The sequence below is a fragment of the Achromobacter sp. Marseille-Q4954 genome (assembly GCF_943737025.1).
GTDB lineage: Bacteria > Pseudomonadota > Gammaproteobacteria > Burkholderiales > Burkholderiaceae_B > Achromobacter > Achromobacter bronchisepticus_A.
This window is the reverse complement of the sequence record NZ_CALSFQ010000001.1, coordinates 751,854-776,538: the sequence shown is the minus strand read 5'-3', so window position 1 is coordinate 776,538 and position 24,685 is coordinate 751,854. Positions and strand designations below refer to the sequence as shown.

The 24,685-nt window shown below is 67.0% G+C and carries 22 protein-coding genes; 14 read left to right on the top strand and 8 right to left on the bottom strand.

Features of this window, described 5'->3' with window-relative positions:
• The first annotated feature begins 293 nt into the window (after positions 1-293).
• The 3 genes from smc to ligA are packed head-to-tail and all read left to right on the top strand — an operon-like array spanning position 294 to position 7,065.
• Positions 294-3,827: a chromosome segregation protein SMC gene (gene smc, locus NGK62_RS03560; RefSeq protein ID WP_251877447.1), complete on the top strand. Its 3,534-nt coding sequence runs from the start codon at positions 294-296 to the stop codon at positions 3,825-3,827.
• Positions 3,828-3,873: 46 nt separating this feature from the next.
• Positions 3,874-4,956, top strand: a complete 1,083-nt coding sequence (locus NGK62_RS03555) for a cell division protein ZipA C-terminal FtsZ-binding domain-containing protein (RefSeq protein ID WP_251877445.1) — start codon at positions 3,874-3,876, stop codon at positions 4,954-4,956.
• The gene (gene ligA / locus NGK62_RS03550) at positions 4,957-7,065 is read left to right on the top strand and encodes an NAD-dependent DNA ligase LigA (RefSeq protein ID WP_059374912.1); all 2,109 of its coding nucleotides are present in this window, start codon (positions 4,957-4,959) and stop codon (positions 7,063-7,065) included.
• A 22-nt stretch (positions 7,066-7,087) separates the two neighbouring features.
• Here the strand turns inward: ligA and NGK62_RS03545 are convergent, their stop codons facing one another.
• Positions 7,088-7,882: an IclR family transcriptional regulator domain-containing protein gene (locus NGK62_RS03545; RefSeq protein WP_082400663.1), complete on the bottom strand. Its 795-nt coding sequence runs from the start codon at positions 7,880-7,882 to the stop codon at positions 7,088-7,090.
• Positions 7,883-8,031: 149 nt separating this feature from the next.
• On the opposite strand from NGK62_RS03545, the gene NGK62_RS03540 reads away from it, so the two are divergent.
• The 4 genes from NGK62_RS03540 to NGK62_RS03525 are packed head-to-tail and all read left to right on the top strand — an operon-like array spanning position 8,032 to position 12,044.
• Complete coding sequence (locus NGK62_RS03540) at positions 8,032-9,012, top strand: Bug family tripartite tricarboxylate transporter substrate binding protein (RefSeq protein ID WP_059374910.1); 981 nt, start codon at positions 8,032-8,034, stop codon at positions 9,010-9,012.
• A gap of 21 nt (positions 9,013-9,033) precedes the next feature.
• Complete coding sequence (locus tag NGK62_RS03535) at positions 9,034-10,182, top strand: M24 family metallopeptidase (RefSeq protein ID WP_251877443.1); 1,149 nt, start codon at positions 9,034-9,036, stop codon at positions 10,180-10,182.
• Between the two features lie 17 nt (positions 10,183-10,199).
• On the top strand, positions 10,200-11,045 hold the full coding sequence (locus tag NGK62_RS03530) for a TauD/TfdA dioxygenase family protein (protein WP_251877441.1): 846 nt from the start codon (positions 10,200-10,202) through the stop codon (positions 11,043-11,045).
• A 9-nt stretch (positions 11,046-11,054) separates the two neighbouring features.
• Positions 11,055-12,044, top strand: coding sequence for an alpha/beta fold hydrolase (locus NGK62_RS03525; RefSeq protein ID WP_251877439.1), 990 nt, complete (start codon positions 11,055-11,057; stop codon positions 12,042-12,044).
• Positions 12,045-12,126: 82 nt separating this feature from the next.
• Here NGK62_RS03525 and NGK62_RS03520 read toward each other — a convergent pair whose 3' ends face one another.
• Genes NGK62_RS03520 through msrB form a run of 4 tightly spaced genes read right to left on the bottom strand, consistent with a single transcriptional unit; the run spans position 12,127 to position 14,223 of the window.
• On the bottom strand, positions 12,127-12,903 hold the full coding sequence (locus NGK62_RS03520; protein ID WP_054450534.1) for a peptidylprolyl isomerase: 777 nt from the start codon (positions 12,901-12,903) through the stop codon (positions 12,127-12,129).
• Positions 12,904-12,920: 17 nt separating this feature from the next.
• Positions 12,921-13,190: a BolA family protein gene (locus tag NGK62_RS03515; protein WP_082400667.1), complete on the bottom strand. Its 270-nt coding sequence runs from the start codon at positions 13,188-13,190 to the stop codon at positions 12,921-12,923.
• A gap of 55 nt (positions 13,191-13,245) precedes the next feature.
• Positions 13,246-13,824 (bottom strand): septation protein A, encoded by a 579-nt coding sequence (locus NGK62_RS03510; RefSeq protein WP_054450536.1) that lies wholly within the window; start codon positions 13,822-13,824, stop codon positions 13,246-13,248.
• A complete protein-coding gene (gene msrB, locus NGK62_RS03505) occupies positions 13,825-14,223 on the bottom strand; it encodes a peptide-methionine (R)-S-oxide reductase MsrB (RefSeq protein WP_118931865.1) in 399 nt (132 codons plus the stop codon). It abuts the gene before it with no gap.
• Positions 14,224-14,275: 52 nt separating this feature from the next.
• Here msrB and NGK62_RS03500 point away from each other — a divergent pair, with 52 nt between their 5' ends.
• The 7 genes from NGK62_RS03500 (at position 14,276) to NGK62_RS03470 (ending at position 21,331) form a co-directional block, all read left to right on the top strand.
• On the top strand, positions 14,276-14,953 hold the full coding sequence (locus tag NGK62_RS03500) for an energy-coupling factor ABC transporter ATP-binding protein (protein WP_118931864.1): 678 nt from the start codon (positions 14,276-14,278) through the stop codon (positions 14,951-14,953).
• A complete protein-coding gene (locus NGK62_RS03495) occupies positions 14,950-15,546 on the top strand; it encodes an energy-coupling factor transporter transmembrane component T family protein (protein WP_251877437.1) in 597 nt (198 codons plus the stop codon). The genes NGK62_RS03500 and NGK62_RS03495 overlap by 4 nt, the downstream gene beginning before the upstream one ends.
• Positions 15,547-15,585: 39 nt before the next feature.
• Positions 15,586-16,143 (top strand): biotin transporter BioY, encoded by a 558-nt coding sequence (locus tag NGK62_RS03490; protein ID WP_059374897.1) that lies wholly within the window; start codon positions 15,586-15,588, stop codon positions 16,141-16,143.
• A gap of 242 nt (positions 16,144-16,385) precedes the next feature.
• Positions 16,386-17,549, top strand: a complete 1,164-nt coding sequence (locus NGK62_RS03485; protein ID WP_059374895.1) for an ABC transporter substrate-binding protein — start codon at positions 16,386-16,388, stop codon at positions 17,547-17,549.
• A gap of 151 nt (positions 17,550-17,700) precedes the next feature.
• On the top strand, positions 17,701-18,738 hold the full coding sequence (locus NGK62_RS03480; protein WP_059374894.1) for a branched-chain amino acid ABC transporter permease: 1,038 nt from the start codon (positions 17,701-17,703) through the stop codon (positions 18,736-18,738).
• A gap of 5 nt (positions 18,739-18,743) precedes the next feature.
• Entirely contained in the window at positions 18,744-20,579 is a 1,836-nt protein-coding gene (locus NGK62_RS03475) for a branched-chain amino acid ABC transporter ATP-binding protein/permease (protein ID WP_059374892.1), read from the top strand.
• Positions 20,579-21,331: an ABC transporter ATP-binding protein gene (locus tag NGK62_RS03470; protein ID WP_054450551.1), complete on the top strand. Its 753-nt coding sequence runs from the start codon at positions 20,579-20,581 to the stop codon at positions 21,329-21,331. Before NGK62_RS03475 ends, NGK62_RS03470 begins: the two co-directional genes overlap by 1 nt.
• Positions 21,332-21,381: 50 nt before the next feature.
• Here the strand turns inward: NGK62_RS03470 and NGK62_RS03465 are convergent, their stop codons facing one another.
• Genes NGK62_RS03465 through NGK62_RS03455 form a run of 3 tightly spaced genes read right to left on the bottom strand, consistent with a single transcriptional unit; the run spans position 21,382 to position 24,681 of the window.
• The gene (locus NGK62_RS03465; RefSeq protein ID WP_059374890.1) at positions 21,382-21,780 is read right to left on the bottom strand and encodes an ASCH domain-containing protein; all 399 of its coding nucleotides are present in this window, start codon (positions 21,778-21,780) and stop codon (positions 21,382-21,384) included.
• On the bottom strand, positions 21,777-23,921 hold the full coding sequence (locus NGK62_RS03460) for a phosphocholine-specific phospholipase C (RefSeq protein WP_251877435.1): 2,145 nt from the start codon (positions 23,919-23,921) through the stop codon (positions 21,777-21,779). The genes NGK62_RS03465 and NGK62_RS03460 overlap by 4 nt, the downstream gene beginning before the upstream one ends.
• 43 nt (positions 23,922-23,964) lie before the next feature.
• Positions 23,965-24,681, bottom strand: coding sequence for an IclR family transcriptional regulator (locus NGK62_RS03455; protein WP_059374886.1), 717 nt, complete (start codon positions 24,679-24,681; stop codon positions 23,965-23,967).
• Positions 24,682-24,685: the final 4 nt, after the last annotated feature.

Genomic DNA, 24,685 nt, shown 5'->3' with positions numbered 1-24,685 from the left:
TCCCCGTTCTCAGGCCTGGCCCCGGCCAGTCCGCGTGAAAATTTATGTGTCGTGCAAAAAAGTGTCAGGGAGTATAGCCGGACCCCAGGCGGCGGCCATTGAGCGTTTGCCCGCGGGTTGACCGCCGGCAAGCCTTAGGGACAACACGCCTTGACCCTTGCTGACGTTCGGGGACAGACTGCCTGCGGTATCATACGACCCATGTGTAAGCCGGCCCCCCAGGGGCCGGTTTGCAATCTGTGCGGCAGGTCCGTTAACGCCTTTCGTTCAACCCACCCCGTCGTCATCGTATTGTGCGTCTTACTCAGCTAAAACTCGCCGGCTTCAAGTCCTTCGTCGATCCCACCGTGATTCCCGTGCCCAGCCAACTGGTGGGCGTGGTGGGTCCCAATGGCTGCGGAAAATCGAACATCATTGATGCCGTGCGCTGGGTGCTGGGTGAGGCCAAGGCCTCGGAACTGCGCGGCGAGTCCATGCAGGACGTCATTTTCAACGGCTCCGGCAACCGTAAGCCTGCTGCGCGGGCCTCGGTGGAAATGGTGTTCGACAACAGCGAAGGGCGCGCCGCCGGCCAGTGGAGCACCTACGCGGAAATCGCCGTGCGCCGGGTGCTGACCCGCGACGGCACCAGCAGCTACTTCGTCAACAACCAGCAGGTCCGCCGCCGCGACATCCACGACATCTTCCTGGGCACCGGCCTGGGCGCCCGCGGCTACGCCATCATCGGCCAGGGCATGATCAACCGCCTGATCGAGGCGCGTCCCGAAGAACTGCGGGTGTTCCTGGAAGAGGCGGCAGGGGTGTCGCGCTACAAGGAACGGCGCCGCGAGACCGAGAACCGCCTGTCCGACACGCGCGAGAACCTGACCCGCGTCGAAGACATCCTGCGCGAACTCAATAATCAGCTGGAGAAGCTGGAAGCGCAGGCCGAAGTGGCCACGCGCTACCGCGAACTCCAGGCCGACGGCGAAAAGAAGCAGCATGCGTTGTGGTTCCTGAAGGAAACCGGGGCGCGCGAAGAGCGCGCCAAGAAAGCCCAGGAGATGGCGCAGGCCCAGAATGAACTGGAAGCCGCCATCGCCGGCCTGCGGGCGGGCGAAGCCGCGCTGGAGTCCCGCCGCCAGGCCCACTACGCCGCCAGCGATGCAGTGCATACCGCCCAGGGCGGGCTGTACGAGGCCAACGCGCAAGTCAGCCGCCTGGAAGCCGAAATCCGTCACGTGGTGGATTCCCGCAACCGCCTGCAAGCGCGCCGCGATCAGCTGCAGCAGCAGATCGGCGAGTGGACCGCCCAGCGCGAGCATTGCACCGAACAGATCGCCCAGGCCGAGGAAGACCTGGCCGCCGGCGCCGCCCGCACGGAAGAGGCGCGCGCCAAGGCCGAGGACGCCCAGGCCGCGCTGCCGGCCGTGGAGCAGCGCGTGCGCGAAGCCGCCTCGGGGCGCGACGAGATGCGCGCCGCGCTGGCCCGCGTCGAACAGAATCTCGCCCTGGTGGCCCAGTCGCAGCGCGACGCGGACCGCCAGATGCAGGCGCTGGAGCAGCGCCGCGAACGCTTGCAACAGGAACTGCGCGAACTGCACAGTCCCGATCCGGTGCGCCTGGAGCAACTGGCTGGCGACCGCGCCGCCGGCGAGGACCAGCTCGAGGAAGCCCAGGAAGAGCTGGCTACCCTGGAAGGCCGCGTGCCGGAAGCGGATGCCGAGCGCAGCCGCGCCCAGGCCGCCGCCCAGACCGACGTGCAGAACCTGGCGCGCCTGGAAGCCCGCCTGTCGGCCCTGGTGAAGCTGCAGGAAGACGTGCAGAAGCAGGGGGCGCTGGAACCCTGGCTGGCCAAGCATGAACTGGCCGGTCTGTCGCGTTTGTGGCAGAAGCTGCACATCGAACCGGGCTGGGAAACCGCCCTGGAAGCCGCACTGCGCGAGCGCATGGCCTCGATGGAAGTGCGCAACCTGGATTGGGCCCGCGCCTTCGCCGAGGATGCGCCGCCGGCCAGGCTGGCCTTCTACCAGCTGCCGGCCGCCGCGCCGACGCCCGCCGCGCCGGCCGGCCTGACCTCGCTCGCCAGCCTGCTGCGCATCACCGATCCCGACCTGCGTACGCTGCTGAATGAGTGGCTGGGCGGCATCTACACGGCCACCGACGTGACCCAGGCGCTGGCCATGCGCGCCAGCCTGCCCGCGGGCGGGGCCTGCGTGGTCAAGGCTGGCCATCTGGTCGACGCCCACAGCGTGCGTTTCTATGCGCCCGATTCCGAGCAGGCCGGCCTGTTGGCGCGCCAGCAGGAAATCGAGAACCTGCAACGCGAGATCAAGGCCCAGCAACTGATCGCCGACCAGGCGCGCGCCGCGGTTGCCCGCGCCGAGGCCGCCTGGCAACAAGTGTCCCAGGCCATCGCCCCGGCGCGCCAGCGCGTGGCCGAGGTCACCCGCCGGGTGCACGACATCCAGCTGGAACACTCGCGCCTGCAGCAGCAGGCCGAGCAGTCCGGCGAACGCGCTTCGCGCCTGCGCCAGGACCTGGAAGAGATCAAGGTCCAGGAAGAAGACCTGCGCGCCACCCGCGAAGAGGCCGAGGCCCGCTTCGAGGCGCTGGACGAGGAGCTGGCCGAACACCAATCCCGTTTCGCCGACGCCGAGATCGACGGCGAAACCCTGGCGGCCCAGGCTGAAGCGGCCCGCGCCGGCCTGCGCGAACTGGAACGCGCCGCCCAGGAAGCCGAATTTGCCGAACGCGGCATCCAGGTCCGCATTACCGATCTACAGCGCAACCAGCAATTGGCGGCCGACCAAAGCCAGCGCGGCAGCGTCGAACTGGAGCAGCTGATGGTGGACCTGGCCGAGCTGGACGCCTCGGCGTCCCAGGCCGGCCTGCAGGACGCCCTGGAAGCGCGCGCCGAGCGCGAGGAAGCGCTGTCGCGCGCGCGCCAGGAACTGGAAAATCTGGCGGCCCTGCTGCGCGGCGCCGACGAAGACCGCCTGCAGCAGGAACAGACGCTGGAGCCGCGGCGCGCCCGCATCATGGAACTGCAGCTGCAGGAACAGGCCGCCCGCCTGGCCGAAGAGCAGTTCACCGAACAATTGAACGCGCGCGAGGTCGACCGCGAGGCGCTGGCCCAGGATCTGGCCAACCAGCCCGATGAATGGCGCCGCGCCAGCTGGCTGCAGTCCGAAGTCAGCCGCATTTCGCGCCAGATCGAAGCCCTGGGCTCGGTCAACCTGGCGGCGCTGGATGAATTGAACACCTCGCGCGAGCGCAAGGGCTTCCTCGATTCGCAGCACCAGGACCTGATGACCGCCATCGAGACCCTCGAGGACGCCATCCGCAAGATCGACCGCGAAACCCGCGAGCTGCTGCAAGAGACCTTCAACGTCGTCAACGGCCACTTCGGCGAACTGTTCCCCAAGCTGTTCGGCGGCGGCGAGGCCAAGCTGACCATGACGGGCGAGGAAATTCTCGACGCTGGCGTGCAGGTCATGGCCCAGCCTCCGGGCAAGCGCAACAGCACCATTCACCTGCTGTCCGGCGGCGAAAAGGCCCTGACCGCGACCGCCCTGGTGTTCGCGCTGTTCAAGCTCAACCCTGCGCCGTTCTGCCTGCTGGACGAGGTGGACGCGCCGCTGGACGACGCCAACACGGAGCGCTACGCGAACCTGGTCGCCAACATGAGCGAGCAGACCCAGTTCCTGTTCATCTCGCACAACAAGATCGCGATGCAGATGGCCAAGCAACTGATCGGTGTAACCATGCAAGAGCAAGGGGTTTCGCGTATCGTTGCGGTAGACATAGACTCGGCCGTCCAGATGATGGCCTCCGAAGCGGCATAAACCCAATATTCAGAAGGGCGTCGGGGTTTCGGCGCGGGATTTATACATGAGTGATTTGCAGATCGGGCTGATAGCCCTGGGCGTATTGCTGATACTGCTGGTGCTGGGATTCAACTGGTGGCAGGACCGGCGCGTCCGGCGCAAGATGCAGACCCATTTCCCCTCCACCGAACAGGATCCGCTGTTGGGGGCGGGGGCGGCATCTGCAGGCGCTGCGCCGGCCGCGGGCGCAGCGGCGTCGCGCCGCGAGCCCGGCATGGGCGGCGAGAGCGCCCGTGCCCAGTCCGGTCAGCCGGCGCCGGTCGATGCCGGCAGCGATGCCGACGATACCGAAGAACCCGATCCCGCCTGCGAGGTGGTCATCGAGATCAACTTCGCCGACACCGTGCGCGGCGCCGACCTGCTGCCCTACATGCAAAGCCTGCGCCACGTGGGCCGCAAGCCCATGCGCGTGTTCGCCGAAACCGATCAGCGCCGCCACCGCGCGCGCGTTCACGCCGGCGAATCCTATGCGTCCATGCAGCTGGCCGTGCTGCTGGCCAACCGCAGCGGTCCGCTGACCGCCATCGAATGGTCGCAGGCCTGGGCCCGCGCCCAGGACATGGCCGAGCGTTTCGACGCCACCATCGAAGGTCCGGACCAGCAGGCCGTGCTGGAGCAGGGCGCCCGATTGGACGACACCTGCGCCGCCCTGGACACCCAGGTTGGCCTGACCCTGCTGCTGGGTACGGCCCAGCCCGCCGCCGAAGTCCTGTCCGTGGCGCGCGACCTGGGCTTTGTCGCCGACGGCAGCCGCCTGGCCTGGCCGGCGGACAACGGCATAGCCCGCTTCACGCTGGCGCGCGGCGACGGTGCGGCATTCGATGCCGGCATGGGCGGCATCGAATGCCTGTACCTGCTGCTGGACGTGCCCTGCAGCCCGGCGGACGAGCGCGCTTTCGGCCGCATGGTCGATGTGGGCCGCGATCTGGCTGCCCGTCTGCGCGCGGACCTGGTGGACGACCAGGGCAAGCCGCTGGCCGATGGTTCGGAAACGGTCATCGACGAGCGTCTCCAGGTGCTGTTCGGCCAGCTCGAACAAGCGGGCCTGCCCGCTGGCAGCGAGCGCGCCCTAAGGGTGTTTGCGTAAATGAGCGGCGCGTCTGGCGGTGAAAACGCGGCGCAGGCCGCGGCGCGCTTGCGCGCCGAAATCGAACAGCACAACGTCCGCTACTACGTCTACGACGATCCGTCGATATCGGATGCCGAGTACGACCGGCTGATGCGCGAACTGCAGGCCCTGGAGGCCGAGCATCCGGAGCTGGTGACGCCGGAGTCGCCGACGCAGCGCGTGGGTGCGGCGCCTGTTTCGGCATTTGGCAGCGTGCGTCACGTGGTGCCGATGCTGTCGCTGGGCAACGCCTTCGACGAAGAAGACGTGACGGCCTTCGACCGCCGCGTCACCGACACGCTGCGCGGCGCGGGCCTGCTGGGGCCGGCGCAGCAAGCCGATTACTTCTGCGAGCTCAAGCTGGACGGGCTGGCAATCAGCCTGCGCTACGAAGACGGCCGCCTGGTGCAGGCCGCCACCCGCGGCGACGGCCAGACGGGTGAAGACGTCACCTCCAATATCCGCACCATCAAGGCGATTCCGCTGCAGCTCAAGGGGGCGTACCCCAAGGTGCTGGAAGTCCGCGGCGAAGTCCTGATGAATCGCGCCGACTTTGAAAAGCTGAACCAGGCCCAGGCCAAGCGCGACGAGAAAGTCTTCGTCAATCCGCGCAATGCCGCCGCGGGCAGCCTGCGCCAGCTGGATCCGCGCATCACCGCCAAGCGGCCGCTGCGCTTCTTCGCCTATGGCTGGGGCGAAGTCCAGGGCCTGGCGGGTTCGCAGGGCGGCTTGTTCGCCGAAGCGTCGGCCGGCGTGGCCGAGGCCTCGCAATTGCCCGAGAAATCCCACGGCGCCATGCTGGACTGGCTGGCCTCGCTGGGCCTGCCGGTCAACGTCAAGCACAACCACCGCGCCAGCGGCGCCGAGGGCCTGATGGCTTTCTACGCCAAGGTCGGCGCGCTGCGGCCCGACTTGCCCTACGACATCGACGGCGTGGTCTACAAGGTGGATTCGCTGCCCGCGCAGAAGGTGCTGGGTTTCGTCGCGCGCGCGCCGCGCTTCGCGCTGGCGCACAAGTTCGCCGCCGAGGAAGCCACCACCACCTTGCTCGACATCGAGGTGCAGGTGGGCCGCACCGGCGCCATCACGCCGGTGGCGCGCCTGAAGCCGGTGTTCGTCGGCGGCGTGACCGTCACCAACGCCACGCTGCATAACGAAGACGAGATTCGCCGCAAGGACGTACGCATCGGCGACACGGTCATCGTGCGCCGCGCGGGCGACGTGATTCCGGAAGTGCTGGGCCCGGTGCTGGAAAAGCGCCCGGACGACGCCCGCGAATTCGTCATGCCCACGGCCTGTCCGGTTTGCGGCTCCGCCATCGAACGCCTGGAAGACGAGACCATCGCGCGTTGCACCGGCGGTTTGTTCTGCGGCGCGCAGCGCAAGCAGACGCTGTGGCACGCCGCCAGCCGCAAGGCGCTGGACATCGAAGGCCTGGGCGAAAAACTGGTGGATCAGTTGGTCGACAGCGGCCGGGTCAAGACCCTGGCCGACCTGTACAGCCTGCGTCCGCTGGAATTGGTGGGCCTGGACCGCATGGGCCAGAAGTCCGCCGACAACCTGGTGGCCGCCATCGACAAGGCGCGCGCGCCCGGCTTGAACCGCCTGCTGTACGCGCTGGGCATCCGCCACGTGGGCGAGACCACGGCGCGCGACGTGGCGCGCCATTTCGGCAGCATCGACGCCATCATGGACGCCGATGAAGACGCCTTGTCCTCCGTACCCGACGTGGGCCCGGTGGTGGCGGCTTCGATCCGCCGTTTCTTCGCCGAGCAGCACAACCGCGACGTGATCGAACAACTGAAGTCGCAGGGCGTGAATCCCGTGGCCGAGGCGGCGCCGCAAGCCACGACGCTGGCCGGCAAGACCTTCGTGTTGACCGGCACGCTGCCCAATTGGACGCGCGAAGAAGCCTCGATGCGTATCCAGGCGGCGGGCGGCAAGGTCAGCGGCTCGGTGTCCAAGAAAACGGCCTATCTGGTGGCCGGCGAGGATTCCGGCAGCAAGCTCGCCAAGGCCCAGGAACTGGGCGTGGCGGTGCTGGACGAGGACGGCCTGAAGGCCTTGCTGGGCGAGCAGGGCGGCTGAGGCCGCCCGGCCAGGCACCGAATCAGATGGTGCTGCGCGGCATCATGTCGCGGATGGCGGCGGCCGCGCGCTGCAAGGCCGGCAGATGCTGTTGCTTCAATTCGTCGGGCTGGCGGGAGCCCAGCACCATGCTGACGCTCAGGCCTGCCACCGCGCGGCCTTCATGGTTGTACAGCGGCACGGCCACGCCCGCGAAACCATCCACCAATTCGCTGACCGAAATGCAGTAGCCGTCCTGGCGCACCTGCCGGATCAGCTTGCGCAGGGCGCTGCGCGACACAGTCGTGTAGGGCGTCAGGCGCTTCAGGTCCGCGCTTTCCAGATAGGCGTCGAGCGCCTCGTCATCCAGGGTCGATAGCAGCGTGCGGCCCAGGGAATGGGCGTAGGCGGGCAGGCGGCTGCCCACCGACAGGTCCAGCTTGAGGAGCTTGGGGCCTTCCTCGCGCGCCAGGAACACGACATGTTGCCGGTCCAGCACGCCCAGCGAGCAGGTTTCCCCCACGGTCTGCGCGACTTCGCGCATGGTCGCGCGGGTCAGCTTGGGCAGGCTCAGCGAAGCGAAATACGCATAGCCCAGGTCCATGACCTTGGGCGTTGGTGAGAAATTCCTGCCGTCCTGCCTCACATAGCCCAGTTTTTCCAGCGTCAGCAAAATGCGCCGCGACGCCGCGCGGGTCACGTCCAGTTGTTCCGCGGCTTCCTGCACGGTCACGCTGGCCACGCCGGTGGCGTAGATCTGCAGCAGTTGCAGGCCGTTGGCCAGGCTGTCGAGAAACTCCTCTTTCCTTTCTTTCGGTTCCGGCAATGTCGTGTCCATGTGTCGGCAGTCTTGTCTTTGGAGGCTCGATTGTAGTTTGACATCCGCGCCAATCTCCATAAAATGCCAATTAGCGAACAATTGTTCGTTAATTAGATGGGTCGGCCAGGGCACCCGCCCGGTACGTCCCGCAATAACGGAGACATGCCATGTGCAGGAGACTATTGCGCGCCTTGGGCGCATGCGCCCTGGCGGCGGGTGTGGCGGCCAGTTCCGCCGCCAGCGCGGCCGAGGCCTATCCCAGCAAACCTATCCGCTTCGTCGTACCCGCCGCGGCTGGCGGGCCCACTGAAATCGTCACCCGGCTGCTGGCCGAACGCATGACGCAGAGCATGGGCGTATCGGTCATCGTCGAGGCCAAGCCCGGGGCGGGCGGCAATATCGGGGCGGACGCCGTGGCCAAGTCGGCCCCGGACGGCTACACGATCCTGATGGGCACGATAGGCACCAACGCCATCAACCAGACCTTGTACAAGTCCATGCCGTTCCAGCCGCTGAAGGACTTCACGGCGGTCACGCAAGTCGTGTCGTATCCGCTGGTGGTGGTGGTCAACCCCAAGCTGCCGATCCACTCGGTGGCGGACCTCATCGCCTATGCCAAGGCCAATCCCGGCAAGCTCAACCGCGCATCGGGCGGCAGCGGCACGTCCATGCACATGTCGGGCGAACTGTTCAACGAGATGGCCGGCGTGCAGATGCAGCACATCCCCTACAAGGGCAGCTTGCCCGCGCTGACTGACGTGATCGGCGGACAGGCCGACCTGGCCTTCGACAGCCTGGTCATCGCCCAGCCCCTGATCAAGTCCGGCAAGCTGCGCGCGATCGCCGTGACCGGGCCGGAGCGCTCCCCGGCGGCGCCCGACATCCCGACCGTGGCCGAAACCCTGCCGGGCTATGCCATGACGTCCTGGATCGGCGTATTCGCGCCGGCCGGCACGCCGCGTCCCATTGTCGAACGTCTGCAGCAGGAAATTGCCAAGGCGTTGGCCGATCCCCGGGTGCGCGAGCAACTTGTTTCCCAGGCCGCAGATCCGGTGGCCAGCAAGCCCGACGACTTTGCCCGCTTCACAGCGGATGAAACCGAGAAATGGGCGCCGGTCGTCAAGGCCTCCGGCGCATCCGTTTCCTGAATTCCCAAGGAGGAGAGACACATGCAGTCCATCGATTTTCAGGCCCGCCGCAAGCGCGTCGCCCAACACGCACGCGAACTCGGCTTTGACGCCTACCTGGGTACCCGCCAGGGTGCGCTGCACTACCTGAGCGGCGCATTCATGCCGTGGCGCGGCGCCGTGCTGGTCACGGCGGACGGGCATTGCGAATTCATCTACTGGGCCATGGACGCCTCGCGGGTGCGGGTGGAAGGCCATGAGATGGAGATGTACGAGTTCGAGTTTTCCGATTTTCCGCAACTGATACGCCAGCGCCTGGAGCACCACGGGCTGACGCGGGGCAAGGTGGCGCTGGACCTGTCGCACCCCGGGGCGGCGCAGGTGGCGCCGGGCATGCTGACCGCGGCCGAGTACTTCGACCTCACCAGCCATCTGCCCGACATCCGTTTCGCGAACGGGGTGGACGTGATCGATGACGTCATGCTGATCAAGGACGCCGCCGAGATCGAGCGCCTGCGCCATGCGGCAGAGGTCTCGGATTATGGTTTCGAGCAGGGCATGAACGCAGTGCGGGTCGGAGCGACCGAGAACGAGATCGCCGGCGAAATCGAGCGTGCGATCCGGCAGCGGGGCAGCACCTGGTCCTGGGCCGTGACGGGCGGCACCGAAGTCGGGGCGGGCGAACGCACGGGATTCCTGCGCGGCGTCACCCAACAGGCCACCGACCGCGCTATCCAGCCGAACGAGTTCGTGATCCTGGACCTGCACCCCTTGCTGGACCTCTACATGGCGGATACGGCTTTGCCCGTGTTCCTGGGCAAGCCCGACCCGGCCCAGAGCAAGCTGATCGATTGCTGGGAAGAGACCGTGCAGACCATGCTGGCGTCGTTGACGCCGGGCCGGCTGATAGCGGAGTGCGCCAGCCGCGGCATCGCCGTGTTCGATAAGCACGGCCTGAGCGAGTTCGGCCTGCCTCTGTTCGGCCATGGACTGGGCACCTGCGCGCGCACCCGGCCCTTCATCAACCTGCGCAGCCGCGACGTCGTGACGCCCGGCATGGTGGTGGCGTTGGGCACGCACCTGTACCGCCCGGGCGTGGGCGGCATGCGGCTGGAGTATCCGGTGCTGATCGGGGAGCACGGCGCCGAGCCGCTGGTGCGCACCGAGGCCCGCGTGCACCGTCTTCCCTGAACCTCTGCCGGAGCCTGATGATGAAAGCGATACCCCTGAGCCCGCTGATTGGCGCGGCCGTCCATGGTGTGGATCTGGAAACCCTGGACGACGCGGCCTTCGCGGATGTGAATGCGCTGTTCCTGCGTCACCAGTTGCTGGTCTTCAAGAACCAGCGCCTGTCGCCCGAGGGCCAGTTGCGCTTCAGCCGCCGCCTGGGCGAGCTGGATATCCACGTGCTGGTCCAGTACAACCATCCCGAGTATCCCGAGATATTCGTGCTGTCCAACGAGGTCAAGAACGGCGTGCCGGCGGGCATTGCCGACGGCGGTTCGTACTGGCATTCGGATTTCGCCTTCCGTGAATGTCCCGCCAAGGCCACCATCCTGAATGCGCAGCTGATTCCGCCGGAGGGCGGCAACACCTTGTTCGTCAACATGTACCAGGCCTACGAGGAACTGGACGGCGCCGTGCAAAGCCAGTTGGCTGGCCTTCGGGCGGTGCACCGCTACCGGCGCAAGAACACCAGGGCCGACGAGGGCACCCAGGTGAGGATGGATGCCAGCCAACTGGCCGGCACGCCTGACGTCGAACATCCCATCGTGCGCACCCATCCCGAGACGGGCCGCAAGGCGCTGTACGTGCATCCCGGCATGACCGCCGAGGTGTCCGGCTGGGGCGAGGCGGACAGCCAGGAATTGCTGGATCGCCTGTTCGCGCATTGCACGCAGGAGCAGTACCAGTACGCGCTGCAATGGGAGCCGGGCGATGTGGTCATGTGGGACAACCGCTGCGTGATGCACAAGGCCACCACCCGCGAATTGCCAGCCAGCATGCGGCGCACGATCTATCGCACCACGGTCATGGGCGAGCGTCCGGTCTAGGGGCCGCCGATGTCCGTCCATCAGTCTACGGATCGCGCCGCCGAGGTGACGCAGTTGCAGGCCTTGCCATTGGACGGCGGCGGGATGCTGGCGCCGGTCCGGCTGGCCTGGGCCCGCTACGGTCCGCCGCCGCACCGGGCGCGCGCCGTGGTGTTGCTGCTGCATGGCATATCCGGCAGCCACCAGGCCTTGCGGCCGGCCGAGGGGGCAGTCCATCCCGATGCGGGCTGGGCCAGTCCCTGGCTGGGGCCGGGGGCGGCGCTGGATACGCGCGATACCTGCGTGCTGGCGCCGAACGCGTTGGGTTCGAGTTTCGGCAGCAGCGCGCCGATCGGGGCCCAAGCCAGCGCATTTCCTGACGTTTCGATTGCCGATGGCGTGCGCCTGCAGGGGGAATGGCTGCGCGCGATAGGCGTCGAGCGCCTGGATGCGGTGGTGGGGTATTCCTACGGCGGCTACCAAGCCTTCCAGTGGGCCGTGGCCGCGCCGCTGCCCGTCGGGCGGGTGGTGGCGCTGGCTTCGGCGCCGCGCGGCGGCGGCAGCATGGAGGACGCGCAGCGCCTGCGCCGCATCGCCGCCGCCCTCGATGCGGGCGATGCGGATGCCTGGAACGAATGGGTCGAATCGCGCTGCGCAACCTTGCGCCGCTATGGCTACGCGCTATGGCTGGCCGACGCGGGCGAACCCGACGCGGAGCAGCGTTTGCGGGCCGACGCCCAGGCCTGGGCGGCGCGCTTTTCACCGTGGTCCATGGCGCTGCTCAGGACGTCCGCCTGCCGCTACGATGCGCGCGGCGCGCTGCTGGAAGCCGCCACGCCCGTGCGTTGGCTGCGCTGCGTATCGGACGAGCTCTTTGCGCCCGATGATCCAGGCGGGGGCGCGCGGATCGCGTATCCCGCCCATATTGTCCAGACCAGCGTGGCCGGGCGCTACGGCCATCTGTCGCCGCTGCTGGAAGGCCCTCTCTGGGACGCCCATTTGCGGCAGGCGCTGGCTTAACGGGGGAACCAACCCGGCGCCGAAACAGCCAGGCGAAAAAAATGCCCGCTTGCGCGGGCATTTTTCATCTGTGCGGCAAGGCTTACTGGATCTTGGCCTTTTCGCGCAGTTCCTTCTGGTAGTCGGCCAGGGTTTGCTGGCGCAGCATTTCTTCCAGCTGCGGACGCACCTGGTCGAGCGGCGGGAATTCCACCGGACGGGTGTCGTCGACGACGATGATGTGCCAGCCGTACTGGGTCTGCACCGGCTTGTCGACCATTTCGCCCTTCTTCAGCTGCGTCACGGCTTGCGCGAACGGCTGGACGTAGTTGGTCGGGGGAGCCCAACCCAGGTCGCCGCCCTTGTCGGCGCTGCCGGGGTCCTTGGAGTTCTTCTTGGCCAGGTCGTTGAACTTGCTCTTGTTGCTCTTGATCTGGGCCAGCAGGTCGTTCGCCGTCTTCTCGTCTTCGACGAGGATGTGGCGGACCTTGTATTCCATCTTGCCGGCCTGTTCCTTCTTGATCTTCTCGTATTCGGCCGTGACCTTGGCGTCGGACACCGGGTGCTTGGCCAGGTAGTCGGCCATCAGGGCGCGGACCAGGATGCCTTGGCGGGCCAGTTCGACTTCGGTCTGGACGTCGGCCTGCTTGGCGATGCCGCTGGATTCGGCGGCTTGCACGAAGATCTGGCGGTTGATCATTTCCTGCTTGACCTGTTCGCGCAGTTGCGGCGAATCGGTGGCGCCCTGGCTGACCAGCAGCTTGACGAATTGATCCAGGCTCTTCTGCGAGATGGCCTTGCCGTTGACGGTAGCCACGTTCTGAGCGAAAGCCGGCACGGCGATGACGCAGGCCGCAGCCAGCATGACGATGCGTTTCATGAATATCCTTTTACTTTCTATTTGGGAGCCTGGGCATCTAGCGCAAGCGCATGAATCGGATAAGGGATCAAATCTTGCAAATGATGATACACCAGCCTATGCCGCGCAACGGGCGAGAGCCCCGCGAAGCAAGGCGCTACGATGATCACGCGATAGTGGCCGGCGCCGTTTTTACTGCCTTCGTGGCCGGCATGCAAATGCGAGTCGTCCAGAATGTCGAGGCTGACGGGTTCCAGGGCGGCTAGCCGCTCCCGGATCAGGGAAATGCGGTCGGTGGTATCTGACATGGGGAGTGAGGTTTGGTTCCGGCGCTACGCGCGCCGGCCAGGGATTCGGAGGGGATCAGGGCTGGCGGGGCGGAGTGTCGGAGGAGGGGGCCTGTTCCTCCGTCTGGATGTGCTTACCCAGCCAGATCGACTGGCCGATCACGAAGACCACCATCAGGCCCATCAGGCCGAAGGCCTTGAAGCTGACCCATTGCGATTCGGTGAAGTGGCCGGAAAACGCCACATACAGGTTGAGCGCGCCTGCGATCAGGAAGAAGCCGGCCCAGACCAGGTTCAGCCGTTCCCAGGCGGCGTCGGGCAGCTGGATCTGCTTTTCCATCAGGCGGCGGATCAGGTTGCGGCCGAAGAGCAGGCGCGCAAAGACCAGCGCGCCGCCGAACAGCCAGTACAGCACCGTGGGCTTCCATTTGATGAAGACATCGCTGTGCAGCCAGATCGTGGCCCCGCCGAATACCAGGATGACGGTCAGGTTGATCCAGTGCATGGCCTCGGTGGCGCGGCCCGTGGCCTTCAGCCAGACGATCTGCAGCACGGCAGCCGCCATGGCGACGCCGGTGGCGATGAAAATGTCCGTGTACCGATACGCAATGAAGAAAAGGAACAGCGGAAACAGGTCGAACAGGAACTTCTTCATTCAGTCTTCTATGGGTTCAAACGTCATCGACAGGGAATTGATGCAGTAGCGCAGTCCGGTGGGCTCGGGGCCGTCGGGGAAGACGTGTCCCAGATGCGAATCGCAGACGTTGCACAGCACTTCGGTGCGGACCATGCCGTGGGTGGTGTCGCGCTCCTCGCGCACCAGTTCGGGATCCAGCGGCTGGAAGTAGCTGGGCCAGCCGCAGCCGGCGTCGAATTTGGTGTCGGAAGCGAACAGCGCCGTGCCACAGCCCACGCAACGGTAGATGCCATGAGAGAACGTATTCCAGTAACGCCCGGTGAATGCCCGTTCGGTACCCTTTTCACGGGTGACGACGTATTCTTCGGGGGAAAGCTGGGCCCGCCATTCGGCGTCGGATTTTCGTACTTTGTCCATATGAGCTCTTGGAGTCCCGATGCCCGAAATGGTTCGGGCATAATCCCGCCCCATGTTAATCGAGTTTGACCAGGCGGTTGTTTCCACGCCCCAGGCGCAAGTGCTGAATGGGGTGAGCCTGACGCTGGCCGAACGACGCATCGGCATCGTCGGCCCCAATGGCGCCGGCAAGAGCACGCTGGCGCGCCTGATCAACGGGCTGGTCCTGCCCTCTGCCGGTAATGTGCGGGTGGGCGGACTGGACACGCGGCGCGACCTGAAGGCCGTGCGCCGCCAGGTCGGCTTCGTGTTCCAGAACCCTGAAAACCAGATTGTTTTCCCCATCGTCCGCGAGGACCTGGCGTTCGGCCTGAAGCACCTGTCCCCGGACCGCCAGCAACGCGAAGCCCGCATCGATGCGCAGTTGGGCCGCCTGGGCGTCGGTCACCTGGCGGACCGGACCAGCCACACGCTGTCCGGCGGCGAACGCCAACTGGTGGCGCTGGCGGCTGTGCTGGTGATGGAGCCGGCGCTGATCGTGTTTGACGAACCCACCACCCAGCTGGACCTGCGCAATCGCAATCGCGTGCGCGACGCCATCGCGGGCTTGCCCCACGACGCCATCGTCGTCAGCCACGACCTGGAGCTGCTGGAGGATTTCGACCGGGTGGTGGTGGTGCGCGACGGCAACATCGCGGCCGACGACCAGCCGGCCGCCGCGCTGCGCTGGTACCGGGAGCACTGCGCATGATGGAGCCGCTGTATGTCGCGGGCGATACCTTTCTGCACCGCCTGCCCGCCTGGCTGAAGCTGCTGGCGCTGATGGCGGCGGGCGCGGGCCTGTTCCTGCTGCGCGACCCGCGCTGGCTGGCGCCGGCCTTCCTGGCCGCCGCCGCGCTGGTCTGGTCCACGGGCGTGGCCGCGGCTACCGTCTGGCGGCAGGTCAAGGGCTTGGCCTGGGTGCTGCTGGCCGTGGGCTTGTTCACGGCCTGGTTCCAGGGCGGCCTGGAGGCGCTGGCCGTTCTGCTGCGCGTGGGCGCGATGGTGGGGCTGGCCCTGGCCGTCACGCTGGCCACGCGCACATCCGATCTGATTGCCGTCTGCGAACGGGCATTGATGCCGCTTGAACGCCTGAGGCTGGTCGATGCCGGCAAGGTTGCGCTGGCGTTGGCGCTGGCCCTGCGTTTCGTGCCCGAGATCTGGCGCAACTTCCAGGAAATCCGCGAAGCGCAGGCGGCCCGCGGCCTGGGCGCCAATCCGGTCGCGCTGATCGTGCCCTTGATCGTGCTGACGTTGAAAAGGGCGCAGGAAGTATCCGAAGCGATAGACGCGCGCAGCCGCTGAGGCCCGCGCGCCCAGTTCCATCTCCCAAAGGGGAAAACCGTGAAATCCAGTAATACCGTGCTGATTGCGCTGTTCGCGGCGCTGATCGTCGTTCTGAGCCTGATCCCGCCGATTCCGCTGCCCGCCATACCGGTACCGGTAACGCTGCAAACCTTGGGCGCCATGCTGGCGGGCGCAATGCTCGGACCCGTCCGCGGCGCGCTGGCCTGCTTGCTTTACCTGGCGCTGGCGGCAGTCGGGCTGCCCGTGCTGCCGGGCGGCCGGGGCGGGCTGGGCGCCTTTTTCGGGCCTACTGGCGGCTTTCTCGTGGGCCTGGTGGCGGGCGCTTTCGTGACGGGCTGGCTGGCGCGCGGCCTCGCCGGCCGCGCCGCGGGCGGCTGGGCGAAGTTCGCCGGCTACGTGGCGGCATGCGTGGTGGGCGGCATCGCGGTGGTCTACGCCTGCGGCGTGCCCTGGCTGGCCGTCGTGACGAAAATGGGTTTGGCCAAGGCCGCGATGGCGGTGGCGGTGTTCCTGCCCGGCGATCTGGCCAAGGCGGTGGTGGCCGCCTGGGTGGCGTCGCGGGTGGAGCGCGTTTGGCCGATGCTGGGGCGTTGATAGGCGCGCCGCAGTCCAAGGGAATCCCCCAACTGACGGCCGCCAATCTTTTCTAGTACAAGTTCGCCATTAACGAATGCGTTTGCTGAAATGCGTTTTTCGTAGCACATCAGGGAATTACCGGAGTTGCGCATCGTCATCTGATACTGTTTTAACCCTATAATATTTTTTTCTGTATAACTTTAACTAGGCTCGCCCTGCCTCGACCGAGGCGCACAAGAGCCACCACAGGAGACAAAAATATGCGCAAGCACTTCGGCTTGTCCGCGGCGGCTGCCGCCATTGCCCTGGCCCTGCCGCTACTGGCGAACGCCCAGGTCAAGGTTGGCGTGACCGTGTCCAGCACCGGCCCGGCCGCGTCGCTGGGTATCCCCGAGCGCAACACCGTGGCCCTTCTGCCCAAGGAAGTGGCTGGCCAGAAGATCGAATGGATCGTCCTGGACGACGCCACCGACACGACGCAAGCCGTCAAGAACTCGCGCAAGCTGGCCTCCGACGACAAGGTCGACGTGCTCATCGGCACCTCGGTCACTCCGGGCTCGCTCGCCATGGTCGACGTGGCCGCCGAAGCCAAAGTGCCGATGATCAGCGTGGCCGCCAGCGCCAAGATCGTCGAACCCGTGGACGACAAGCGCCGCTGGGTCTTCAAGACCCCGCAGAACGACGCCCTGATGGCCGGCGCCCTGGCTGACGCCATGGCCAAGTCCAAGGTCAAGACCCTGGGCTTCATCGGCTTTGCCGACGCCTACGGCGACGGCTGGCTGGACGTGATGCAGAAGGCCGCCAAGGCCAAGGGCATCGAGATCGTCGCCATCGAAAAATACAGCCGCACCGATACCAGCGTGACGGGCCAGGTGCTCAAGCTGGTCGGCGCCAAGCCCGACGCCATCCTGATCGCCGGCGCCGGCACCCCGTCGGCCCTGCCGCAAAAGGAACTGAAGGCTCGCAACTACGGCGGCACCATCTACCAGACCCACGGCGCCGCCAACAACGACGTGCTGCGCGTGTGCGGCAAGGACTGCGACGGCATGCTGCTGCCGGCCGGCCCGCTGCTGGTCGCGGCCCAGCTGCCGGACAGCAACCCGGTCAAGAAGTCGGCCCTGGCCTATGTGGACGCCTACGAAAAGGCCAACGGCGCCGGTTCGACCAACACGTTCGGCGGCCATATGTGGGACGCCGGCCAGCTGGTCGTGGCCGCGCTGCCCGTGGCGCTGAAGTCGGGCGCCAAGCCCGGCACGCCGGAGTTCCGCGCGGCCATGCGCGACGCGCTGGAAGGCGTGAAGGACCTGGCCGCCTCGCAAGGCGTGTTCAACATGTCGCCGACGGACCATGCCGGCTTTGACGAGCGTTCGCGCGTCATCGTCAAGGTCGAAGGCGGCAAGTGGGTCTACCAGCCCGGCCTGTAATCCTCCTGGATCGCCCGATCCAAGGGTGCGCACAGCGCGGCGGCGCCCGCCGCGCGGCACCCCTGCAATGCTTCGCACCGGCCTTTCCGGCCGGTGTGTCGTATCAGTGTCCCGGGTGCGGCCGGAACACCAGAATAAATAAGGTTGTTAGATGGATTCCTCAATTGCGCTGATCCTGCTGCAAGACGGTGTCGTCAACGGCGCCATCTATGCCCTCCTGGGCATGGCTCTGGTGCTGGTATTCGCCGTTACGCGCGTCATTTTCATTCCTCAGGGCGAGTTCGTGGCGTTCGGCGCCCTGACCCTGGCCATGCTGGTGGACGGCAAAGTGCCGGGCACCGCCTATCTCCTGCCGCTGCTGGGCGTCGTCTGCCTGGCGCTCGAGCTGCTGCGCGCGCTGCGCACCCGCAGCGCAGCCGCCTTGCCCAAGGCCATCGCCACCTGTGTGGTTCTGCCGCTGGCGCTGCTCTGGCTGACCGTGACCTACACCGCACCCGGCAATTCGCTGTGGCTGAACATGCTGCTGACGCTGCTGCTGGTGATTCCGATGGGTCCGATGGTCTACCGCATCGTTTACCAGCCGCTGGCCGAAGCCACCGTGCTGGTGCTGCTGATCGTTTCCGTGGCCGTGCACTTCGCGCTCACCGGCCTGGCGCTGGTGTTCTTCGGCGCCGAAGGCTGGCGCACCCCGGCCTTCGTCAGCGGGCAAGTCGACCTGGGCTTCATGACCTGGTCGGCGCAAAGCCTGTTCGTGGTGGCAACCTGCGCCATCCTGATCATCGGCTTGTGGCTGTTCTTCGGCAAGACGCTGTATGGCCGCGCGCTGCGCGCCACGGCCGTCAATCGCCGCGGCGCCCGCCTGGTCGGCATCAGCACCACCATGTCCGGCAGCCTGACCTTCACGCTGGCGGTCGCCATCGGCGCCATGTCCGGCATGCTGATCGCGCCCATCACCACCGTGTACTACGACACCGGCTTCCTGATCGGCCTGAAGGGCTTCGTCGGCGCCATCATCGGCGGGCTGGCCAGCTACCCCGTGGCGGCCGCGGGCTCGCTGCTGGTGGGCGTGCTGGAATCCTTCTCGTCCTTCTGGGCCAGCGCCTACAAGGAAGTGATTGTCTTCACCTTGATTATCCCGGTTCTGGTCTGGCGTTCGTTCAGCACCCATCACGTGGACGAAGAGGAATAAACGTCATGAACCGCATTTTGCTCGTCCTCTTCCTCGTCGTCCTGGCGGGCCTGCCGATGTTGTCGGTCACGCCCGAATTCTGGGTGACGCAACTCAATTACATCGGGCTGGCCAGCCTGGTGGTGCTGGGCCTGGTGCTCTTGACCGGCGTGGGCGGCCTGACCTCGTTTGGCCAGGCGGCGTTCGTGGGCCTGGGCGCCTACACCACCGCCTACCTGACCACGCAATACGATGTCTCGCCCTGGCTGGCGCTGCCGGCCGGGCTGATCCTGACGGCCGTCGTCGCCTACCTGCTGGGCGCCATCACTCTGCGCCTCTCGGGCCACTACCTGCCGCTGGGCACCATTGCCTGGGGCCTGTCGCTGTACTTCCTGTTCGGCAACATCGACTGGCTGGGCAAGCATGACGGCATCGCTGGCATCGAGCCCATCAGCATCTTCGGCATGTCGCTGGCCAGCGGCCGCCACATCTATTACCTGATCTGGGTGTTTGTGCTGCTGGCGTTGTGGGCCACCCGCAACCTGCTGAACTCGCGTCCCGGCCGCGCCATCCGCGCCCTCAAGAGCGGCGCCGGCATGGCGGAATCGATGGGCGTGAACACCGCCGCCTACAAGGTCGTGATCTTCGTCTGGGCGGCATTGCTGGCCTGCGTGTCCGGCTGGCTCTACGCGCACATGCAGCGCGCCGTCAGTCCCAGCCCCTTCGGCATCAACTACGGCATCGAGTACTTGTTCATGGCGGTGGTCGGCGGCGCCGGCTACGTCTGGGGCGCGCTGCTGGGCTCCAGCGTCATCCTGGTGCTGAAGGACCAGTTGCAGAACCTGCTGCCCAAGCTGCTGGATACCAACGCCAACTTCGAGATGATCGTCTTCGGCGTGCTGCTGATCCTGATGCTGCAATACGCTCGCAACGGCCTGTGGCCGATTCTGGCGGGCTGGTGGGACAGCATTACCGGCGCCGATAGCTCGCGCCGCAATCTGGCGCCGCCCGCGTCTGCGCCGGCCCTGCCGACGCGCGTGCGTCCGCAAGCCGGCCAGGTGGTGCTCGAAGTCGACGCCATCCGCAAGGAATTCGGCGGGCTGGTCGCCGTCAACGATATTTCCTTCAAGGTTGCGTCCGGCGAGATCATGGGCCTGATCGGCCCGAACGGCGCCGGCAAGAGCACGACCTTCAACCTGATCAGCGGCGTGCTGCCGGTGACGCGCGGCAAGGTCACGTTCATGGGCCAGCGCATCGACAGCCGTTCGGCGCGCGATATCGCCAAGCTGGGCGTGGGCCGCACCTTCCAGCACGTGCAACTGCTGCCCGGCATGACCGTGCTGGAGAACGTGGCGCTGGGCGCGCACCTGCGCTCCGACGTCGGCGTGCTGGCCGGCGCCCTGCATTCGGACCGCGCCCGCGAGGCGCAGCTGCTGCACGAGGCCGCCGAACAGATCAAGCGCGTCGGCCTGGGCGAGTACCTGTACGAGCAGGCCGGCAACCTGGCGCTGGGCCAGCAACGCATCCTGGAAATCGCGCGCGCCCTGGCCGCCGATCCGGTGCTGCTGCTGCTGGACGAACCCGCCGCCGGCTTGCGCTACAAGGAAAAGCAGGACCTGGCGCGCGTGCTGGAGCAGTTGCGCGCCGAGGGCATGAGCATTCTGCTCGTCGAACACGATATGGATTTTGTGATGCGTCTGACCAACCACCTCGTGGTGATGGATTTCGGCACCAAGCTGGCGGAAGGCGTGCCGGCCGACGTGCAAAAGAACCCGGCGGTGCTGGAAGCCTACCTGGGCGGCATCGATGACGACCTGCCCGAAGCGGACCAGGCCAAGCCCGTGTCGGCAGGAGGCGTGTGATGAGCGCTCCCGTACTTGAAGTCAGCAACCTGTCGGCCCGCTACGGCAAGGTGGGCGCGCTGGTGGGCGCTTCGCTCACCGTGCCCGCCGGCAGCATCGTCACGGTGATCGGCGCCAACGGCGCCGGCAAATCCACCATGCTGAACGCCATGATGGGCTCGTTGCCGCAGACCGGCCACGCGGCCGGCACCGTGCAGTACGCCGGCACCGACGTATCGGGCTGGCAGGTCGAGCGCCGCGTCGCGGCCGGCATGTCGCTGGTGCCGGAGCGCCGCGAACTGTTCGGCACCATGTCGGTGGAAGACAACCTGCTGCTGGGCGGCTTCCGCCGCTACCGCGCCCGCGAAAGCGGCTGGCGCGACACGCTGAACGAAGTCTTCGACCTGTTCCCGCGGTTGCGCGAACGCCGCGCCCAGCAGGCCGGCACCTTGTCGGGCGGCGAACGCCAGATGCTGGCCGTCGGCCGCGCGTTGATGGCCAAGCCCAACCTGCTGATGCTCGACGAGCCCAGCCTGGGCCTGGCGCCGCGCATCGTGCGCGAGATCTTCCACATCATCGCGCGCCTGCGCGAGACCGGCGTGGCGATCCTGCTGGTGGAGCAGAACGCGCGCGCGGCGCTGCAAGTGGCCGACTACGGCTATGTGCTGGAAACCGGCGAAGTCATCCTGCACGGCCCGGCGCGCGAGCTGGCTGGCGACCCGAAGGTCATCGAAAGCTATCTGGGCCTGGGCAAGGGCGGCGAGCAAAGCTGACCGGTCCCGAGCGCATGAAGAGCCGGACGCCGCAAGGCGTCCGGTTTTTTTTATCGTTCGAAGACCTCGACCACCCGGAAGCGTTCGCACGCCAGCATCATGTCCGGCGCATAGCCGCCGTTGCGGTCGAAGTAGGCGATGTGCCCCTCGCGCCAGGTCTCGTACGGCCCTTCGCCTTCGGCCAGCGCGAACGCTTCGTCCACCTGGTCGAAGCGCTGGATCAGCACGCTGATGGTCTCGATGACGCAAGCCGGGCGGCCCGAGCCGTCCAGTACCACGTCGCGCCGGCCGGCCTCGGGCACGGGTTCCTGTTCATTGAAGTCGCGCAACGCGCCGCAGGTGGCGGTCTTCGTGCCGGCCAGCACCAGGGCGAGCAGCTCATCGGCCAGCTCGGGCGAGTCGCCGAACTGGAAGGTCACGGCGTCTTCATAGGGGGCGGGTGGTTTCATGCCAGGGGTGTCCATTGCAGTATCAGCTCCTGCCCCATCGCGGGGTCGGAAGTGGAGGGCGCGCCAGTTTCGATGCGGCCGGCCAGGCGGCGTGTGTAGGCCGGGTCGCCGCTGTCGCGCACGGTCAGGTCATACCAGCCGGCGCTGCGGGCCATGTCCCAGGACAGGCTGACCGTCGCGCCGGGAGCGAGCGTGGCGCCGCCTTCCTGGGGGTAGCCATAGGCGTTGGCTTCGACCCGGAACGTGCGCGCCTGCGGGGTAGGGTTGCGCAGCGTCAGTTGCAGCGATGCGCCGGGTCCCTGATAGGCGGCCGATACTTCCAGCGAGGGCAGGCCGGCGCGGCCGGTGCAATGGCGATGGAAACCGTTGGGGCCCAGTACCCAGAGATCGTAGCGGCCGTCGTCAGCGGCGGTCTGCCACGCGTCCTCCAGATGCTTGCCGGCTTCCACGGTGTAGCGGCGCGGGCCGCGTTCCAGATGCAGCCGGTCGTAGACGTGCAGCACGGCGCCCGCCGCGCCGCTGTTCTCGAAGCGCAGCGTGACGCTTTCAGCGTCCGCGCGCGCGTGGACCTGCAGCGCATAGGGCAGGGCGCGCGAGGGGCGCATGCCGGCCTGCTGCCGCGCCAGTCCGGGCTGCAGTGGCGCAGGGGGCGTGACCGTGCCGGGCAGCGCCGAAGCCTGCCCGGCGCGTTCGGCGGTGGCCGGAAAGCCGCTGAGCAGGTCCGCACCGTCCGGCGCGGCGAAGTCGAAGATCGAGGTCAGGTCGCCGCAGACCGCGCGCCGCCACGGCGAGATATTGGGCTCGGCCACGCCGAAGCGCTGCTCGACGAAGCGCAGCACGGACGTGTGGTCGAACACCTGAGAATTGACCCAGCCGCCCTTGGTCCAGGGCGACAGCACATACATGGGCACGCGCGGACCCAGGCCGTAGACGCCGTGCAGATGCGCCGGCGTGTCGTCTTTCTCCGCGCCGGCGACGATCTCGTGATACTCGCCGCGCGTGTCCACGGTCGACGCCCCGGCCAGCGCGCCCGAGGCCTCGCGCGAAGGTGGCGCGGGCGGCGGCATGTGATCGAAGAAACCATCGTTTTCGTCGAACATCAGCAGCAGGACGGTCTTGCTCCAGACCTCGGGGTTGGCCGTCAACGCATCCAGCACCCGGGCCGTGTAGTCGGCGCCTTGCGCCGGGCTGGACGGGCTGGGATGCTCCGAGCCGGCCTTGGTGGCGCAGATCCACGAGACCTGCGGCAGCGTGCCGTCCAGTACGTCCTGGCGCAGCAGATCCAGGTCGCGCGTGGTCAGCGCCTTGTCCTTCAACGCGGCGGCCGATCCCGGCACGCCGTGATAGGCGTCGCGATAGGCCTTGAACCCGGCGGTGGGATTCAAGGAGTAGTTGTCCGCCATGTTCTGGTAGATGCGCCAGCTGACGCCGGCCGCCTCCAGGCGTTCGGGATAGGTCGTCCAGGTGTAGGCGCGCGCCGGATCGCCACCCTTGAGCTTGTTGTAGGTATTGCCCAGCGCCGGACCGTTGCCTTGGCCCAGGCCGTCGTTGGTGCCGGTCCAGACGAACAGCCGGTTGGTGTTGGTGCCGCCGGTGAACGAGCAGTGATAGGCGTCGCAGACCGTGAAGGCGCGCGCCATGGCGTACTGGAACGGCATGTCCTCGTCCGTGAAGTACGCCATCGAATGGTTCTTCTTGGCGGCCGGCCAGTTGCCCATGCGGCCGGCGTCCCAGGCGTCCTGGGCGTTGGACCAGGTGTGCGGCGTGCTGGCCACGCGCAGGGTCTCGAAGGCCTCGCGCGTATCCAGATGGAAGGGCAGCACCGTGCGCGGCGCGCCTTCATCGGGTTTGTCGTTGTATTGCGCCCAGACGGTGCGATGGCGCGCAGCGGGGCTGTCCGGCACGGGGATGGGGAAGCGGTCGCCAAACCCGCGCACGCCGGCCAGCGCGCCGAAGTAGTGATCGAACGCACGGTTTTCCTGCATGAAGATGACGATGTGCTCGACGTCGCGGATCGTGCCCGTGCGCCGCGCCGCGGGGATCGCGAGCGCGCGGCGGATGGAGGCGGGCAGCAGCGCCAGGGCGCTGGCCGCGCCGGCGAGTGTCGCGCTAGCGCGCAGAAAATTGCGTCTGTTGCGCATCGCTAGTCCTTTTGTCCCGGAAGGCCGGGATGCATGCAGGCGGCTATCTGCCGGTCGGCCAGCGCCCGCCCAGGGATTGCGTGGCGGATGCCGCGGCTTCTTGCGCCAATTTGGACATTTTCTTGATGGCCGCGGGTGAGAAGCGCTCCTTCGGACCGGACAGCGATATGGCTCCGCAGATGTCGCCATCGGGGCCGAACACCGGACTGGCCACGGCCGCGCAATTGGGGTCGCGTTCGCCCATGGACGTCAGCACGAGGCCGGCCTGCGCGGGCGCCTGCTGGTCGACCAGGTAGGCCGTGATCAGCCGGCCCGCCGCGCCTTTGTTCAGCGGCAGCAGGTCTCCCACACGTATGCGGTCTAGCGTGGAGTGATGCGAATCCACCCGCAACAGGCAGACGCGGGATTGCGCATCGTGGTAGGCGTGGAACGAGGCGCTCTCGGTGCCTTTGTCCACCAGCGCTTGCAGCAGCGGCAGGATGGTCTCGGTCAGGCGGTAGGTGGCCTCATAGGCGCGGCCGAGATGATGCGCGTACGGACCCAGGGCATAGCGGCCATCGGCGCGGCGCACGACCAAGGCTGCTTTCTCAAGCGAGGCAATGAGCCGCAAGAGCGTGCTCTTGTAGAAGCCCGTGGCCCGGGAAAGGTCGGCAAGCGTGATCGGATCGGTGCGTTGCGCGATGGCCCCGACGATGGTCAGGGCGCGTTCGACGGCGGCGACGCCGTCGGTGGAATTGTCCTGAGTAGGGGTACGACTCATTGGA

What these genes read in the sequence shown, in the direction of transcription:
- NGK62_RS03525 (WP_251877439.1), top strand. Translation starts at nt 11,055, where the DNA reads ATGTCCGTCCATCAGTCTACGGATCGCGCCGCCGAGGTGACGCAGTTG.
- NGK62_RS03475 (WP_059374892.1), top strand. Translation starts at nt 18,744, where the DNA reads ATGAACCGCATTTTGCTCGTCCTCTTCCTCGTCGTCCTGGCGGGCCTG.
- NGK62_RS03515 (WP_082400667.1), bottom strand. Translation starts at nt 13,190, where the DNA reads ATGTCAGATACCACCGACCGCATTTCCCTGATCCGGGAGCGGCTAGCC.
- NGK62_RS03500 (WP_118931864.1), top strand. Translation starts at nt 14,276, where the DNA reads ATGTTAATCGAGTTTGACCAGGCGGTTGTTTCCACGCCCCAGGCGCAA.
- NGK62_RS03545 (WP_082400663.1), bottom strand. Translation starts at nt 7,882, where the DNA reads ATGGACACGACATTGCCGGAACCGAAAGAAAGGAAAGAGGAGTTTCTC.
- NGK62_RS03555 (WP_251877445.1), top strand. Translation starts at nt 3,874, where the DNA reads ATGAGTGATTTGCAGATCGGGCTGATAGCCCTGGGCGTATTGCTGATA.
- msrB (WP_118931865.1), bottom strand. Translation starts at nt 14,223, where the DNA reads ATGGACAAAGTACGAAAATCCGACGCCGAATGGCGGGCCCAGCTTTCC.
- NGK62_RS03470 (WP_054450551.1), top strand. Translation starts at nt 20,579, where the DNA reads ATGAGCGCTCCCGTACTTGAAGTCAGCAACCTGTCGGCCCGCTACGGC.
- NGK62_RS03480 (WP_059374894.1), top strand. Translation starts at nt 17,701, where the DNA reads ATGGATTCCTCAATTGCGCTGATCCTGCTGCAAGACGGTGTCGTCAAC.
- NGK62_RS03460 (WP_251877435.1), bottom strand. Translation starts at nt 23,921, where the DNA reads ATGCGCAACAGACGCAATTTTCTGCGCGCTAGCGCGACACTCGCCGGC.
- ligA (WP_059374912.1), top strand. Translation starts at nt 4,957, where the DNA reads ATGAGCGGCGCGTCTGGCGGTGAAAACGCGGCGCAGGCCGCGGCGCGC.
- NGK62_RS03495 (WP_251877437.1), top strand. Translation starts at nt 14,950, where the DNA reads ATGATGGAGCCGCTGTATGTCGCGGGCGATACCTTTCTGCACCGCCTG.
- NGK62_RS03510 (WP_054450536.1), bottom strand. Translation starts at nt 13,824, where the DNA reads ATGAAGAAGTTCCTGTTCGACCTGTTTCCGCTGTTCCTTTTCTTCATT.
- NGK62_RS03465 (WP_059374890.1), bottom strand. Translation starts at nt 21,780, where the DNA reads ATGAAACCACCCGCCCCCTATGAAGACGCCGTGACCTTCCAGTTCGGC.
- NGK62_RS03455 (WP_059374886.1), bottom strand. Translation starts at nt 24,681, where the DNA reads ATGAGTCGTACCCCTACTCAGGACAATTCCACCGACGGCGTCGCCGCC.
- NGK62_RS03535 (WP_251877443.1), top strand. Translation starts at nt 9,034, where the DNA reads ATGCAGTCCATCGATTTTCAGGCCCGCCGCAAGCGCGTCGCCCAACAC.
- NGK62_RS03485 (WP_059374895.1), top strand. Translation starts at nt 16,386, where the DNA reads ATGCGCAAGCACTTCGGCTTGTCCGCGGCGGCTGCCGCCATTGCCCTG.
- NGK62_RS03540 (WP_059374910.1), top strand. Translation starts at nt 8,032, where the DNA reads ATGTGCAGGAGACTATTGCGCGCCTTGGGCGCATGCGCCCTGGCGGCG.
- NGK62_RS03530 (WP_251877441.1), top strand. Translation starts at nt 10,200, where the DNA reads ATGATGAAAGCGATACCCCTGAGCCCGCTGATTGGCGCGGCCGTCCAT.
- NGK62_RS03520 (WP_054450534.1), bottom strand. Translation starts at nt 12,903, where the DNA reads ATGAAACGCATCGTCATGCTGGCTGCGGCCTGCGTCATCGCCGTGCCG.